Origin of the sequence: Roseateles agri (assembly GCF_034043675.1) — a bacterium.
GTDB lineage: Bacteria > Pseudomonadota > Gammaproteobacteria > Burkholderiales > Burkholderiaceae_C > KK5.
The window spans coordinates 97,708-111,954 of the sequence record NZ_JAXCLA010000003.1; the positions used below are offsets into that span (position 1 = coordinate 97,708).

A 14,247-nucleotide genomic window follows, 5' to 3' on the forward strand; every position below is an offset into this window, starting at 1 on the left:
GCTACTTGGCCTCGGCGGCCGGGGGCGGGATGTCGTCCTTGCGCGTCAACACGCCGTCCTCGGTGCGTTCGTCGTTCTTGAACTCGCCTTCCCACTGGTCGCCGCTGGCCCAGACGAACAGGCCGCGGCCCTGCTTGCGGCCGGCGGCCCAGCCACCCTTGTAGCGGTCGCCGGACTTCCACTGGTAGTTGCCCTCGCCGTCGGCGAGGCCGTTCGCGAAGGTGCCTTCGTAGACGTCGCCGGAGGCGAAGACCATGCGGCCGCGGCCCTTCGGAATCCCGTCGACGACGGTGCCTTCGTAGAGGTTGCCGTTGACAAAGCGCAGCCGGCCCTGGCCGTTGGGCTTGTCGTTGACCCACTCGCCCTCGTAGCGCTGGCCGTTGGCCCAGGTGTAGACACCGCGGCCGTTCGCGAGGCCCTGCGTCAGCGGGCCCTTGTAGATGTCGCCGGAGGCGTAGCGAAGCTGCCCTTCGCCCTGCGGCACGCCGTCGACGACGCTGCCCTCGTAGTCGTTGCCGTTGGCGAAGTGCAGCTTGCCCTGGCCGGTGGCTTTGTCGTGCACCCATTCGCCGCTGTAGCGCTGGCCGTTGGCCCAGGTGAGCGTGCCCTGGCCATGGCGCTCGTTGCGCACCAGCGGGCCTTCGTAGACGTCGCCATTGGCCCATTCGACACGACCGCTGCCGCTCAGGACCTGGCCCTCCTCGCGGGTAAACAGGCCCTTGTAGCGCGTATCGCCGGCGCGCAGGTCGACTTCCTTTGCTTCGGCGGCCACGGCCACCGTCGCGACGGCCGCCGGCTTCGCGACAACGGCAGGGGATGGCGCGGGCGCGGGCACAGGCACGGGCGCCGCAACAGGCTTCGTGGCGGGCTTCGCCGCAGCGACCGGCACCGGGTTCGAGGCTGCGGCCGCCGCCGGCGCGGCGGCAACGGCACCCGGCAGCTGCGTCGCCACCCACGGCGTGCCGCGCTCGCGGGCCAGCGCCGCGGCGTTGTTGCCCGCCAGCTCCAGCGCGGTGCCACGGCACTGGCGCACGGCATCGCGCCACAGCGTCTCGGCGATCTGCGATTGCTGCTGGCGCTCCGGCAGCGCGAGGCCTCCGGCGGTGGCGCTGCGGAACTTCTGCGTGTAGTCGCGGGCCTTGTCGAACAGCGGCGCGCAGTACTCGGCGTTGTGGCCGTCGATCTCGGACTGCTCGCGCCGCTTCACCGCCACCTGCTGCTGCAGGCCGCTGCAGTTCTCGGCGGCGAGGTCCCACAGGGTCTCGGCCTTGCGGTAGAGCATCGCCGCATCGGGCCAGCGGCGCTCGCCGAAGGCCTTGACGGCCATGTCCTGCACCGAGGCGGCGTCGCGGTGCGACACCTCGCACTGCGAGCCCGAGGCCAGGCGCTCGGCCAGCGCGGCGCGGGTCTTCTCGTTGTCGGCCAGGTTGCGCTGCGCGCGCTCGCGGGCATGGCCCTCGCAACCCACCGACGCCAGCGTCCACTGCTTGACCGCCTCGTCGACCAGTTGCGCCAGTTCGGCCAGGTCCCGGCCCTGCGACTGTGCGGTGGTGGCGCGCAGGTCGGCCGCGGCGGCGCGGGCACTGAGCTGGCTGCAGCTCGGTGGTGGCGGGGGGGCGGGCTCGGAGGCCGCTTCGGACGCAGGCGCCGCCGCAGAAGCGGCAGACGCAGTGGCGGCCGGCGGCTCCTGCGCCGTCACCGCCTGCATCGCGAGCAGGCACAACAGTGCCAAGGTGCATGCAAGGCGCGCCATCACTTGCGTGCTCCCGCCGATTCGGCCGGGATGTCGAGCATCGCGTCGATCAGGCCGCGGCTGAAGCGGCCGGCGCCGGGGTCGTCCGGGCTTTCGAAACTGAAGGTCTGAGGTGCCGAGGCCAGTGGCATCGCGCTCATCGCGTACTGGATCTCCTGCGGCCGGATGCCTTGCAGGATGGCCGTCACCTCCGCGCCCATGCCGCGCGCCTCGGCGACCTTGGTGATGGCGGCGAGGCGGTCCACGTCGAAGACCAGCGAGTTGGCCGTCAGCCCGCGTTCGAGCATCTTCTGGTGCAGGGTGAAGCCGGCCAGCGGGTTGGCGCCGAGCTTGATCGCGTGCTCGAAGGCCCAGGCGTCGGCGCGGTCAAACACGGTGGCGCCGATGCGTGCGACGCCGCTGAGCGAGCCACGGTTGACCGCCGCGGCCTGCAGGCCGTCGATCACCTGCTGGCGGCTCAGTTGCTGCGCGCTGTCGACCAGGCTGTCGCGCATGCGCTGCAGGGCGAGCTGCTTGCCCTGATCGATCAGCTGCTGCTTGAGCACCTCGGTGGCGACCTGCGCGGCGGCCTGGCGCGCGGCGCTGACGGCGGCATCGGCCGCCATCGCCGCTCCCTTCAGCCCGGTGGCCAGGGTGACGAGGTTGTACAGCGTGCCGGCGATCTTCATGCCGTAGTGGTAGGTCTTCATCCGCGCCCCGCCTTCCTCGGAAAGGCCCTGGGTCCAGAGCACGGCCCACAGGGCCTCGTCCTCGCTCAGGTCGGCACGGGTGATCTCCAGCGGATGCATGGACATCAGCCAGTGGTAGTCCTGCAGCTTGGGCGTGTTGGGCGGCGCGAGGCGCGTGTAGCCGCGGCAGACCTCGAAGGGCGTCACCTGCACCGAGCGGCCGGTGGAGAGCGTCAGGCGGATCGGCTTGCCTTCGCCGTCGTCGCGCAGCTCGGCCAGCGCCTCGAGCAGCCGCGTGCTGTCTTCGTCCTGGCGCGCGCCGATCTTGGTGATCTTGTCGCCGGGATGCAGCGGCGAATCGGCCGTGGCGGCGACGACGGTGAGCCGCTCGTCCACGCCCAGCCCGCGCACCCAGGCGACCCGATCGTTCTCGCTCCAGCCGTAGCTGGTGGCCACGGCGAAGGGCAGCTCCCACTGCTTGTCGCATTCCTTGTCGTGCAGCGCGGCGGAGCGCTGGATGGCCGGGCGCAGCGTCTGCTCGCCGGAGCCGTAGGCGCGGATATTGCCGAGCAGCACCTCGTCGACCTTGCGGCCGTCGTCCACCGTGAACTTCGGGCCCGCGCAGGCGGCGAGCAGGCAACAGCTGATCAGCAGGACGACGAGCGTTCTCATGGCGGAGGCCGACAAACGGGGGAGGAATTTCAGTTTAGGTGGGGCCCCCGCCGCAGCGCCTCCGCGAAATCACCCGCCTGTTGCTACACAACGCCAGTTTTCAGCTGACTTGATGAGTTCATGAAATCTTGCCGACTTCGCCCAGCGGCGCGAACGCGGGTTCGGCCTTGGCCTTCCACGCGGTGATCGCCACGCCCATCTCGGCGGTGTCAAAGATCGCGCTCTGCAGCAGGCTCATCTGCTGCAGCGAGGCAGCCACGCCGTGGTCGCGCGCGTGGTTCAGCGCCAGCTTGCTGCCGGCGACGGCCAGCGGCGATTTGGCGGCGATCTGCGCTGCCACGCCGAGCACATGGGCCAGCAGCGCATCGGCGTCGGGCAGCACGGCGTTGACCAGGCCGCAGGCCAGCGCCCGCTCGGCCGGCAGCCGCTCGCCGGTGTAGGCCAGCTCGCGGGCCAGGCCCGCCGGCATGATGGTCTGCAGGCGCTGCAGCACGCCGAGGTCGGCGGCCATGCCGACATTGGTCTCCTGCACGCAGAAGAAGGCATCGGCGCTGGCGTAGCGGATGTCGCAGGCGGCGGCCAGATCCAGCGCACCGCCGATGCAGCCGCCCTGGATCGCGCAGAGGATCGGGAAGCGCGCTTCGTCCAGCGCCGTGAAGCAGTCCATCAGCGCGCGCAGCGAGGACTGGAAGTTCAGCCGCGCACGCGGTGTCGAGGTGTCCAGCATCGCGCCGTCGCCGCCGAAGGTCTCCAGCGCCATGCCAGCGCTGAAGTGCCGGCCGGTGGAGGAGATCACCAGCACGCGCGCCTGGCCCGCGTCGGCCAGGCCGCGCACCGCATCGCGCAGCGCCGGGAAGAACGAGGGCGCCATCGTGTTCATGCGCTCCGGGCGGTTCAGCCGCAGGTGGGCGATGCCACCGGCATCGATCGTCAGCTCGAAGTAGTCCTGCGGGTGCATCGGTGTCTCCATGGAATGGTTAGTGAATATCCACAGCGTAATCCGTGCATTCGTACTTCCACCGCCCGGGGAAGCCCTTGGACGGCCGCCACGGCTCGCTCCCTACACTCATTTGCATATGCGCACCTTGAGAACCGACGACGGCCTGCCTCTGCACTGGCGGCAGTGGACGCTGCCACTCAGCACACGGGCTCGCGGCACGGTGCTGATCGTGCACGGCCTGGGCGAGCACATCGGTCGCTACGAAGCGGTAGCGGCGCGCCTGAACGGCTGGGGCTGGCACGTGGTGGGCCATGACCAGCGCGGCCACGGCGCTTCGGCTGGTGCGCGCGGCGACGTGAGTTGCGGCGAGCGGCTGCAGGAAGACCTGGCCGTGGTGATCGACGAGCTGCGGCGCGACCCGCAGCTCAGCGCGGGCCCGCTGGTGCTGCTGGGCCACAGCATGGGCGGCCTGGTGGCGGCGCGCTTCGTTGCCGGCGGTCTGACGGCCAACAGCGCGGGCACCTTGCCGAAGTGGTTCCGGCCGGTGGATGCGCTGATGCTGTCCTCGCCGGCACTGGATCCGGGCCTGTCGGCCTTCCAGCGCCTGCAGCTGGCGATCGGCACGGCGCTGGCGCCGCACCTCGCCGTGGGCAACGGCCTCAAGTCGAGCTGGATCTCGCGCGACGCGGCCGTGGTGCGCGCTTACGAGGACGACCCGCTGGTGCACGACCGCATCACGCCGACGACCGCGCGGATGATCGTCGACGGCGGCGAGATCGTGCTGCAACACGCGCCCGACTGGATCGTGCCGACCCTGCTGCTGTGGGCCGGCAGCGACCGCTGCGTGGCCCCCTCCGGCAGCGCCGAGTTCGCCGACACGGCGCCGGGCACGCTGCTGCGCTCGCACTGCTTCGAGGACATGTATCACGAGATCTTCAACGAGCCGGAGCGCGAGCAGGTTTTCGCCCGGCTGCAGGCATGGCTCACCGACAGATTCGGCGAATAACTACACTCCAGGGTTCCACCAGCCACAAGCCGGGAGACCCTGATGAATGCACGAGACCCGTCGCTGCCGCTGCAGCGTGATGAGACCACCGCCCTGGGCGAATTCGCCGCCCGCGTCTGGGACGAAGAGATCGTCCCCAAGCTGACCGACTACATCGCGATTCCGGCCAAGAGCCCGATGTTCGATGCCGACTGGGCCTCCCACGGCTACATCGACAAGGTGCTGACCGACGCGGCCGCCTGGGTCGAGAGCAAGAAGGTCGCCGGCCTGAAGCTGGAAGTGATCCGCCTGGAAGGCCGCACGCCGGTGATCTTCTTCGAGGTGCCGGCCACCAAGGCAGACAGCACGGACACGATCGTGCTGTACGGCCACCTCGACAAGCAGCCCGAATTCAACGGCTGGCGCAACGACCTCGGCCCCTGGACGCCCAAGTACGAGGACGGCCTGCTCTACGGCCGCGGCGGCGCCGACGACGGCTACGCGATCTACGCGTCCCTCACGGCCATCATGGCGCTGGACAAGCAGGGCATCCCGCGGCCGCGCTGCGTCGGCATCATCGAGACCTGCGAGGAATCGGGCTCCTACGACCTGCCGGCCTACCTGGACATCCTGAAGCCCCGCCTGGGCAATGTGTCGCTGGTCGTCTGCCTGGATTCGGGCGCCGGCAACTACGAGCAGCTGTGGCTGACGACCAGCCTGCGCGGCATGGTCAGCGGCGTGCTGAAGGTCGAGGTGCTGACCGAGGGCATCCACTCGGGCGATGCCTCGGGCCTGGTGCCATCGAGCTTCCGCATCATGCGCCAGGTGCTGGACCGCCTGGAGGACAGCAAGACCGGCCGCCTGCTGCCGGATAGCTTCCACTGCGATATCCCCGGCGCGCGCCTGGAGCAGGCCAAGGCCACCGCAGCGATCCTGAAGGAAGAGGTGTGGAAGCGCATGCCCTGGTCCTGCGGCGCCGACGGCGGCCCGGTGCTGCCGACGACCACCGATCCGGTCGAGGGCCTGCTGGCCCGCACCTGGCGGCCGACCTTGTCGGTCACCGGCGTGGACGGCTTCCCGGAACTGAAGAGCGCCGGCAACGTGCTGCGCCCCTTCACTGCCTTCAAGCTCTCGCTGCGCCTGCCGCCGCTGGTCGACGGCAACGAGGCCGCGCTGAAGCTGAAGGCCCTGCTGGAAGACAACGCGCCCTACAACGCCAAGGTCACCTTCGTGCCGGACGGCCGCGCCGGCGCCTATGGCGCGACCGGCTGGAACACGCCGGAGCTGCAACCCTGGCTCAGCACCGCGCTGAACGAGGCGAGCCTGGCGCACTTCGGTGAACCGGTCGGTTACATCGGCCAGGGCGGCACGATCCCGCTGATGAGCATGCTGCAGAAGGGTTTCCCGGCGGCGCAGATGATGGTCTGCGGCGTGTTGGGCCCCAAGAGCAATGCACACGGCCCGAACGAGTTCCTGCACGTGCCCTACGGCAAACGCCTGACGGCGGCCGTCGCGCAGGTGATGGCCGCTCACCCCTGAGTTTTTCCTAGAGACAAGGCGGGACGACCATGGATCTGCTGCGCGCCCTCACGGTCTTCGTCCAGGTCATCGACGAGGGCAGCTTCGCCGCCGCCTCGCGCTCGCTGGACCTGGCGCCCGCCGTCGTCACGCGACTGGTGGCCGAGCTGGAGCAGCACCTCGGCGCGCGGCTGATCAACCGCACGACGCGCAGCCTGGCGCTGACCGAGGTCGGCAAGGAGTACCTGGAGCGCGCGCGGCAGATCCTGTTCGAGGTGGAGGAGGCCAACGAGCTGGTAAGCCTCTCGTCGGCCAAGCCACGCGGGCACCTGCGGGTGGTCGTCGGCGCGGCGGTGGCCGTACACCAGCTGGCCGAGCGGCTGCCGGAGTTCCATGCGCTCTATCCGGAGGTCACGCTGGAGCTGCATTCGCCGGCCATCGTGGACACCCTGGACGAGCACTTCGACATCTCGATCATCTCGACCCGCAAGAAGCTGGACGGCGACTTCATCGCGCGGCCGCTGGCGCAGGTGCCGGTGATCCTGTGCGCCTCGCCCACCTACCTGGAACGGAACGGCCGCCCCACGCATCCCAGCGAGCTGCCCAAGTACGCTGCGCTGCTGCCGCCGGCGAGCACGATGCCCGACGGCATCGTGTTCCGGCGCAGCAGCAGCACCGAGGATTCGCCGGACGACGAGCTGTTCGAGCTGCAGCCGCGCCAGCGGCCGCTGCTCAGCGCCACGCACCCGGAGATCAACCTGGCTGCGGCGCGCGCCCACATGGGCATCACCGGCCAGCCCTATTTCCTGATCCGCGAAGACCTGAAGCGCGGCGTGCTGGAGCACGTGCTGCCCGAGTGGCGCCTGCCCTGCCTGCCGGTCTGGGCGGCGATGCAGACGCGCAAGTACGTGCCGGCGCGCACGCGGGTGTTCCTCGAGTTCCTCGAGCGCATCTTCGGCGAGAAGGCAGCCGCCACCGCCAGCGTGATCAGCAGCTGCGCGGTGCCGTCGGCGCCACCGCTGCCGGCCGCGCGGCCGGCCAGCGCAACGATCAGCGAAGCGTGAAGCCCGTCTGCACCAGATTGCCCTGCAGGTCTTCCAGCAACCGGGCCAGCGGCGAGAGCTGGATGTAGCGCGTCGAGACCTTGACCGCGTGCGCCAGCAGGCGCGGCAGCAGCTGCTGCACCGTTTCCGCCGTCACCACGCCCTCTCGCTTGAGGCGACACAGCGCGGCCGCCTGCATCAGGTGCCGCTGCAGTCCGGCCCATTCGAGCTGCTGCCAGAAGGCGCCGAAATCCGCATCGAAGGGCAGGCCGGCCTTGCGCGCTTGCTCCCAGTAGCGGATCGCCCAGTCGAGCTGCTGTTCCTCGTCCCAGGGCTGGCGCGGATCGCGCAGCAGCGAGACGAGGTCATAGCCCGCCGGGCCGACGGCTTGGGGCGCCAGGGCCGGGCTGGCTTCGCTCAGTGACAGGCGGGCCGGCGTGAAGTCGCCATGCAGCGGCAGGCGCAGCTGGGCATCAAGGTTGGCCACCAGCGCATCGCTGGCGAGCGTCCACCAGCGCTGGCGCTGTGCGTCGCCGGCCCAGTCGCGGCCGAATTCGCCGACAGCGCAGTCGGCGACGAACTGTTGCAACTGTGCGCGTACCGGCACGGCCTCCAGCTGAGGCGGCGTGCCGGCCTGCAACTGAGACTGCAACTGCCACTGCAGCAGCGCCTGCACGGCGGCGCGCATCAGCGCATCGGCGTCGTCGGGCTGGTCCTGCAGCGCCGCCAGCAGCGAGGTGGGAGCGGCGGCGTCGGCAAAAGCGGCATCGGCCGCGCCGGCCTGCGGGTGCAGCGTGAAGGTGGTTTTCATTGGGGAAAGGCAGAAGGAAACGGCGTGCGGGCGAGGCCGGTGACGGCGGGCCCTCATGGATAATGAATTCTACAAACCGCCTGCCCCGCCGGCGCGGCCCCGCCGGGGTACGTCGGCATGCGTGATGCATCACAAGAATCGTCGTTCCTTGCAGCCTCCCGCCGCTCCCCCATTCGCCCGTTCCTGCCTGTGGCTGGCCCTGTTGTGCCTGAGCAGCGTGCCCGCCTGGGCGCAGCAGGCTGCGGCGGACACCACGTCCGGCGACGACGGCCTGCGCCTCAAGCCCAACCGCACGCTGACCACGCGCCCGAAATCCGACGCGCAGAAGCCCGCACTGGTGATCACGGCCGACAAGATGAGCAGCGTGGTCGACCAGCAATCCAAGGCCGAGGGCCAGGCCGAACTGCGCTACGGCGACGTGCTGGTGCGCGCGGCCCAGGTCACCTATGGCCAGGTGGACGACCTCGCCCACGCCACCGGCAACGTGGAACTGAGCAGCGGCGGCAATATCTTCCGCGGCCCGGACCTGCAGCTTTACGTCAGCCGCTTCGAGGGCGAGTTCCTCAACCCGAGCTACTTCTTCTCGGTGACCGGCGGCTCCGGCAAGGCGGAACGCATCAGCTTCGCCGACCAGAAGCATGTACTGGCGGTCGAAGGCACGTATTCGAGCTGCCCCATCGTCGACAACCAGGAGCCGGACTGGCAGATCCACGCCGACAAGCTGGCGCTGGACTTCGACACCAATGTGGGCGTGGCCACCGGCGGCGTGCTGCGCTTCCTCGGCGTGCCGATCCTGGCCGCGCCTTCGCTGAGTTTCGCGCTAAACAACCAGCGCAAGTCCGGCTGGCTGCCGCCCAACGTGAGCCTGGACAACCGCAGCGGCCTCGAGTTCGGCGTGCCCTACTACTGGAACATCGCGCCCCAGCGCGACGCGACCCTGACGCCCTTCGTGATGACCAAGCGGGGCGTGGGCCTGGACAGCGAGTTCCGCTACCTGGAGCCCGACCACAAGGGCCAGCTGAACCTGAACCTGCTGCCCAACGACCGCGTGGCCGGCCGCTCGCGCTGGTCGACCGAGCTGGACAACAGCGGCAAGCTGCCCTACGACTGGAACTACCAGCTGCGCGCGGAGCGGGTCTCCGACGACGACTACTGGAAGGACATGCCGCAGCGCATGCACAGCAAGACGCCGCGGCTGCTGAGCCAGGATCTGCAGGTCGACCGGGACCACCAGCTGGCCTGGGGCAATATCGAGAGCTACCTGCGCGTCCAGCACTGGCAGGCGCTGCAGGGCACCGACGAGACGGCCCAGTTCAACGCGCCCTACCAGCGCAGCCCGCAGCTGGGCATCCGCGCGACGACGAAGGCCGACGACGCCGTGCTCGACGGCTTCACCCCCTGGGGCCGCAGCGCGCGCCTGGAGGGCTCGGTGGAGATGGAATACAACCGCTTCGACCTGGCAGGCGACGCGCTGCCTGCGCAGCGCCAGGTCGGTGCCGTGCAGGGCGGCGAGCGGGTGCACCTGCTGGGCCACGTCAGCGTGCCGATCGGCGGCGCCGGCTGGTGGCTGATCCCGCGCGCGGCCGTCAATGCGGCCAGCTACCGGCTCGACCAGCCGACCGTCGACGGTCGCCTGTCGATGAGCCGCACGATCCCGACCTTGAGCCTGGACAGCGGGATGGTCTTCGAACGCGATTCCTCGCTGTTCGGCCGCGCGATGCGCCAGACGCTGGAGCCGCGGCTGCTGTACGTCAACACGCCGTACCGCGCCCAGCAGAACCTGCCCAACTTCGATTCGGCGCCCAAGGACTTCAACTTCGACTCGATCTACTCGGAGAACCAGTTCACCGGCGTCGACCGCGTATCGGACGCCCACACGCTGACGCTCGGCGCGATCAGCCGCTGGATCAACCCGGACCAGGGCGAGGAGGTGCTGCGCCTGGGCCTGGTGCAGCGCGTGCAGTTCCGCGACCAGCAGATCACGCCCGACGGCACGCCGATCACGCAGCGCTTCTCCGACCTGCTGCTGCTGGCCGCCGCGCACGTGAGCGAGCACTGGTGGGCCGAAGGCACGCTGCAGTTCAACCCGGAGACCAACCGCTCCGAGCGCACGGTGATGCGCGCCCGCTATTCGCCCGGCGCGTTCCGCACGGTCAGCGTCGCCTACCGGCTGGCGCGCGGGCAGTCCGAGCAGGTCGAGGTGGCGTGGCAATGGCCGCTGTACGGCGCCGCCAACGCCAGCGGCGGCGAGGCCCAGCGCGAGGCGATCCGTTCCGGCGCGTCCTCGGGCGGCGGCTGCAGCGGCGCCTGGTACAGCGCGGGCCGCGTCCAGTACAGCATGTTCGACAAGCGGCTGACCGATTCGGTGGCCGGCGTGGAGTACGACGCGGGCTGCTGGGTGATGCGCGTCGGCATCCAGCGCCAGTCCACCGGCCGGGCCGAAACGAACACGCGGCTGATGCTGCAGCTGGAGCTGGTGGGCCTGTCCCAGCTCGGCTCGAATGCGCTGAAGGTCTTGAGGGACAATGTGCCCGGCTATCGCCAGCTGACGTCCGACCGTTCGGCGACCTTCGATACCACCTCATCGCCCTGAGCGGCGGCTTTGTACCGGCCCCGCTTCCCGTTTCCTCGCTCGCGCTTCTATGACTGATTCGTCGATTCGTTCCCTGATCCTGGCCGGTGCCGTGCTGGTGATGTCGAGCAGCGCTGTGATGGCGCAGCAGCACGCCGAACCGGTGGTGACCACACCCCACGGCCAGCTGAAGCCGGGCGACTACATCGCCGCAGTGGTGAACCAGGACATCGTGGCCGCCAGCGAGGTGATCCAGCGCACCGAGAAGCTGCGCCAGGACGCGCGCCAGCGCGGCGAGACCCTGCCCGATAGCGAGGCGCTGCACAAGCAGGCGCTCGACGCGATGATCGACGAGCGCGTGCTCGTGACCTACGCGCGCGAGAACGGCAACAAGGTCGACGAAGCCGAGCTGGACCGTGTCGTCGCCAACGTGGCGGCGCAGAACAAGCTGTCGATGGACCAGTTGAAGGCCCGGCTGAAGGAAGACGGCATGGACTTTCGCCGCTTCCGCGACAACCTGCGCGACCAGATGATGACCGAGCGCACCCGCGAGCGCGAAGTGCAGGGCCTGATCCGCATCACCGACGGCGACATCGACAAATACCTGGACCAGCGCCGCGAAGCGCTGGCCGCCGGCGGCCAGCTGAACATCGCCCAGATCCTGATCTCGGTGCCGGAGAACGCCTCGGCAGCCACCATTGCAGACAAGCGCGCCGTGGCCGAGAAGGCGCTGGCCCGCGTGCAGGGCGGCGAGGACTTCGCGGCCGTCAACAAGGAGCTGTCCGAGGACGGCAACAAGAAACAAGGCGGCGAGATCGGCCTGCGGCCGGCGGACCGGCTGCCCGATGTGTTCGTGGACGCGGTCCGCGGCCTGAAGAACGGCCAGGTCGCGCCGCAGCTGCTGCGCTCGGGCGCCGGCTTCCACATCCTGAAGGTGATCGAGCGCTCGGGCACGCCCTCGCTGACCTCGATCACCCAGACCCACGCGCGCCACATCCTGCTGCGCCCGTCGGCCCAGCTGACGATGGAAGTGGCTGCCCGCCGGCTGATGGAATACAAGCGCCAGATCGAGTCCGGCGAAGCCACCTTCGAGCAGATTGCCAAGCAATATTCCGAGGACGGCAGCGCCGAAGCCGGTGGCGACCTCGGCTGGGTTTCGCCGGGTGGCTTCGTGCCGGAGTTCGAAGAGGCGATGAACGCCCTGCCGGTCAAGGGCATCTCGAACCCGGTGCCCTCGCGCTTCGGCGTCCACCTGATCCAGGTGCTGGAACGCCGCACGGCCGAAATCGAGATGAAGCAGCTGCGCGAACAGGCGCGCAACGCACTGCGCGAGCAGAAGTACGACCAGGCCTACACCGACTGGCTGAAGGACCTGCGCTCGCGTGCCTTCATCGAAGTGCGGGAATGGCAGGACTGAGCGCGTGGCGAGAGAGCACATCGCACGCAAGCGGTTCGGCCAGCACTTCCTGACCGACCGCGCCATCATCGATGGCATCGTCGATGCGATCGCGCCGGAGCAGGACGACGCGATGGTCGAGATCGGGCCGGGCCTGGGCGCGATGACGCTCCCGTTGCTGGCCCGCCTGCAGCCGCTGACGGTGATCGAGCTGGACCGCGACCTCGCGGCGCGGCTGCGCAAGCGCGGCGACGTCGAGGTGATCGAGTCCGACGTGCTGAAGGTGGACTTCGCCGAGCTGGCCCGCGCCAAGGGGCAGAAGCTGCGAGTCGTCGGCAACCTGCCCTACAACATCTCCACGCCGATCCTCTTCCACCTGCTGGGCTTCGTCGATCACGTCGTCGACCAGCACTTCATGCTGCAGAAGGAAGTAGTCGACCGCATGGCGGCCTCGCCGGGCGGCAAGGACTACGGACGGCTGTCGGTGATGCTGCAATGGCGCTACGAGGTCGAATCAGTGTTCGACGTGCCGCCCGAGGCCTTCGATCCGCCGCCGCGGGTGGATTCCGCCATCGTGCGCATGCAGCCCTTCGCCGAACCGCCGAAGCTCGACGCCGCATTGCTGGAAGAGATGGTGCAGGTCGCCTTCTCGCAGCGCCGCAAGCTGTTGCGCCACTCGCTGGGCCGCTGGCTGGAGGCGCGGGCCTTCGGCGGCCACTTCGACCTGCAGCGGCGGGCGGAGGAGGTGCCGGTGGCCGAGTTCGTGGCCCTGGCCCAGCAGCTCTGAGCCGGTAAAACACGCAGGCAAAACAAAAGGGACCCGAGGGTCCCTTTTTTCATGGCGCTGAAGCGTCGATCAGGCGGCGCTGAGCCACATGGCCGTATCGAAGGCGCTGCACATCATCGGCATGTTCATGCCGAAGTTGGCGTTGGCGGCTGCCTTGGAGTTTTTGGCGGCCGGCTTCGTCGGTGCAACGACGGGGGCTTCTTCCGGAGTAGCCCGCTCCCAGGAATCCTGAGAGCGGGCTACTGAAAAGAATAGAAACACCTGAACGGGATCTTCCGTTCGGCCCAGAAATCGGCCGCATCGCGGAAGACGTCGAGCAGTTGCTCGCGTGCCTCGCGGTCGAAGCGGATGTTGTCGGGGAGTTGTTCCAGCACGACGACGAAGCCCGGCTGCGCACCGGACTTGTGGACCAGATCGGTCATGCAGTCATGCAGCGCATCCAGGTTCTTGCCGAAATGCGCCGGGAACAGGAACGCCTGGGCGATCCCTTCCAGCACGTCCTGCCGGGACTGCGCCTCGGTCAGGTTGGCATACAGGAAATGCTGGCCGGCATCCTGTGCCGCCTGCATCAAGTCCTCTACCCGGTAGGCTCGGATGGCCTGCACGATGTTGGGACGGACGGTCTGCAAAAGCATGGTCGCGATCCTCCTTTGGTCACTGAACTCTTGGAACCCGCCGCTCACGGCGCCCGCAACTGCTTGAAGCTGGCGTAATGATCGTCGGTGTAGAAACAGATATCGGGTCGGTTCGGGGGATTGCCACCGCAGACCATCCGGCGCGCTCCGCGATCGCGCGAGCCGGGTGTGGCCACGGTGTACTCGTGGTAATAGCCTCTGGGCCTGGCCGGTAGAATGCGCTCGCGATTGCCGAAAACGATGCCGTCCTGACGGTGGGCAAAAGGCCCGCCAGCCAGAATCAGGCGATGCGTTTTTTGTGCTTCGCGGGGCAGTTCGGACAACGCCACCGTCTCCAGCCCGGACTCCAACTGCTTGGAATCCTTCGCCTGCACCGGGCTGCTTGTTACTGCCAAAACCGCCAGAAAAGCAGCCAGACCGAACTCACGCCAGGTGGACCACGCTCGTGGTCGAGAGAGCAAAGACAC

At 68.9% G+C, this 14,247-nt stretch carries 13 protein-coding genes; 7 read left to right on the plus strand and 6 right to left on the minus strand.

Annotation, left to right across the window (positions count from 1 at the left end):
- Nucleotide 1 precedes the first annotated feature (1 nt).
- The 3 genes from SNE35_RS08545 to SNE35_RS08555 all read right to left on the minus strand — a co-directional run bounded on the left by SNE35_RS08545 (nucleotide 2) and on the right by SNE35_RS08555 (nucleotide 4,063).
- Nucleotides 2–1,753 carry an MORN repeat-containing protein gene (locus SNE35_RS08545; RefSeq protein WP_320422471.1) on the minus strand — a complete coding sequence of 584 codons (1,752 nt, stop codon included), beginning with the start codon at nucleotides 1,751–1,753 and terminating at the stop codon, nucleotides 2–4.
- Nucleotides 1,753–3,093: a hypothetical protein gene (locus tag SNE35_RS08550; RefSeq protein ID WP_320422472.1), complete on the minus strand. Its 1,341-nt coding sequence runs from the start codon at nucleotides 3,091–3,093 to the stop codon at nucleotides 1,753–1,755. The genes SNE35_RS08545 and SNE35_RS08550 overlap by 1 nt, the downstream gene beginning before the upstream one ends.
- 118 nt (nucleotides 3,094–3,211) lie before the next feature.
- Complete coding sequence (locus tag SNE35_RS08555; protein ID WP_320422473.1) at nucleotides 3,212–4,063, minus strand: enoyl-CoA hydratase-related protein; 852 nt, start codon at nucleotides 4,061–4,063, stop codon at nucleotides 3,212–3,214.
- A 106-nt stretch (nucleotides 4,064–4,169) separates the two neighbouring features.
- Here SNE35_RS08555 and SNE35_RS08560 point away from each other — a divergent pair, with 106 nt between their 5' ends.
- From SNE35_RS08560 to SNE35_RS08570, 3 genes are read left to right on the plus strand one after another with little or no spacing between them, the layout of a single operon-like run.
- Complete coding sequence (locus tag SNE35_RS08560; RefSeq protein ID WP_320422474.1) at nucleotides 4,170–5,039, plus strand: alpha/beta hydrolase; 870 nt, start codon at nucleotides 4,170–4,172, stop codon at nucleotides 5,037–5,039.
- 42 nt (nucleotides 5,040–5,081) lie between these two features.
- Nucleotides 5,082–6,557, plus strand: coding sequence for a M20 family metallopeptidase (locus tag SNE35_RS08565; protein WP_320422475.1), 1,476 nt, complete (start codon nucleotides 5,082–5,084; stop codon nucleotides 6,555–6,557).
- Nucleotides 6,558–6,586: 29 nt separating this feature from the next.
- The gene (locus SNE35_RS08570; RefSeq protein ID WP_320422476.1) at nucleotides 6,587–7,600 is read left to right on the plus strand and encodes a LysR family transcriptional regulator; all 1,014 of its coding nucleotides are present in this window, start codon (nucleotides 6,587–6,589) and stop codon (nucleotides 7,598–7,600) included.
- On the opposite strand, the gene SNE35_RS08575 is transcribed toward SNE35_RS08570, so the two are convergent.
- Complete coding sequence (locus tag SNE35_RS08575; protein WP_320422477.1) at nucleotides 7,587–8,390, minus strand: hypothetical protein; 804 nt, start codon at nucleotides 8,388–8,390, stop codon at nucleotides 7,587–7,589. The genes SNE35_RS08570 and SNE35_RS08575 overlap by 14 nt on opposite strands.
- A 148-nt stretch (nucleotides 8,391–8,538) precedes the next feature.
- Here SNE35_RS08575 and SNE35_RS08580 point away from each other — a divergent pair, with 148 nt between their 5' ends.
- The 4 genes from SNE35_RS08580 (at nucleotide 8,539) to SNE35_RS08595 (ending at nucleotide 13,377) form a co-directional block, all read left to right on the plus strand.
- Nucleotides 8,539–10,983: an LPS-assembly protein LptD gene (locus tag SNE35_RS08580; protein WP_320422478.1), complete on the plus strand. Its 2,445-nt coding sequence runs from the start codon at nucleotides 8,539–8,541 to the stop codon at nucleotides 10,981–10,983.
- A gap of 49 nt (nucleotides 10,984–11,032) precedes the next feature.
- Nucleotides 11,033–12,379, plus strand: coding sequence for a peptidylprolyl isomerase (locus SNE35_RS08585; RefSeq protein WP_320422479.1), 1,347 nt, complete (start codon nucleotides 11,033–11,035; stop codon nucleotides 12,377–12,379).
- A gap of 4 nt (nucleotides 12,380–12,383) precedes the next feature.
- The gene (gene rsmA / locus SNE35_RS08590; RefSeq protein ID WP_320422480.1) at nucleotides 12,384–13,145 is read left to right on the plus strand and encodes a 16S rRNA (adenine(1518)-N(6)/adenine(1519)-N(6))-dimethyltransferase RsmA; all 762 of its coding nucleotides are present in this window, start codon (nucleotides 12,384–12,386) and stop codon (nucleotides 13,143–13,145) included.
- Nucleotides 13,146–13,233: 88 nt separating this feature from the next.
- Nucleotides 13,234–13,377: a hypothetical protein gene (locus SNE35_RS08595; RefSeq protein WP_320422481.1), complete on the plus strand. Its 144-nt coding sequence runs from the start codon at nucleotides 13,234–13,236 to the stop codon at nucleotides 13,375–13,377.
- Between the two features lie 7 nt (nucleotides 13,378–13,384).
- Here SNE35_RS08595 and SNE35_RS08600 read toward each other — a convergent pair whose 3' ends face one another.
- Nucleotides 13,385–13,828 (minus strand): barstar family protein, encoded by a 444-nt coding sequence (locus SNE35_RS08600; RefSeq protein ID WP_320422482.1) that lies wholly within the window; start codon nucleotides 13,826–13,828, stop codon nucleotides 13,385–13,387.
- Nucleotides 13,825–14,154 carry a guanyl-specific ribonuclease gene (locus SNE35_RS08605; RefSeq protein WP_320423143.1) on the minus strand — a complete coding sequence of 110 codons (330 nt, stop codon included), beginning with the start codon at nucleotides 14,152–14,154 and terminating at the stop codon, nucleotides 13,825–13,827. Before SNE35_RS08605 ends, SNE35_RS08600 begins: the two co-directional genes overlap by 4 nt.
- Between the last annotated feature and the right edge of the window lie 93 nt (nucleotides 14,155–14,247).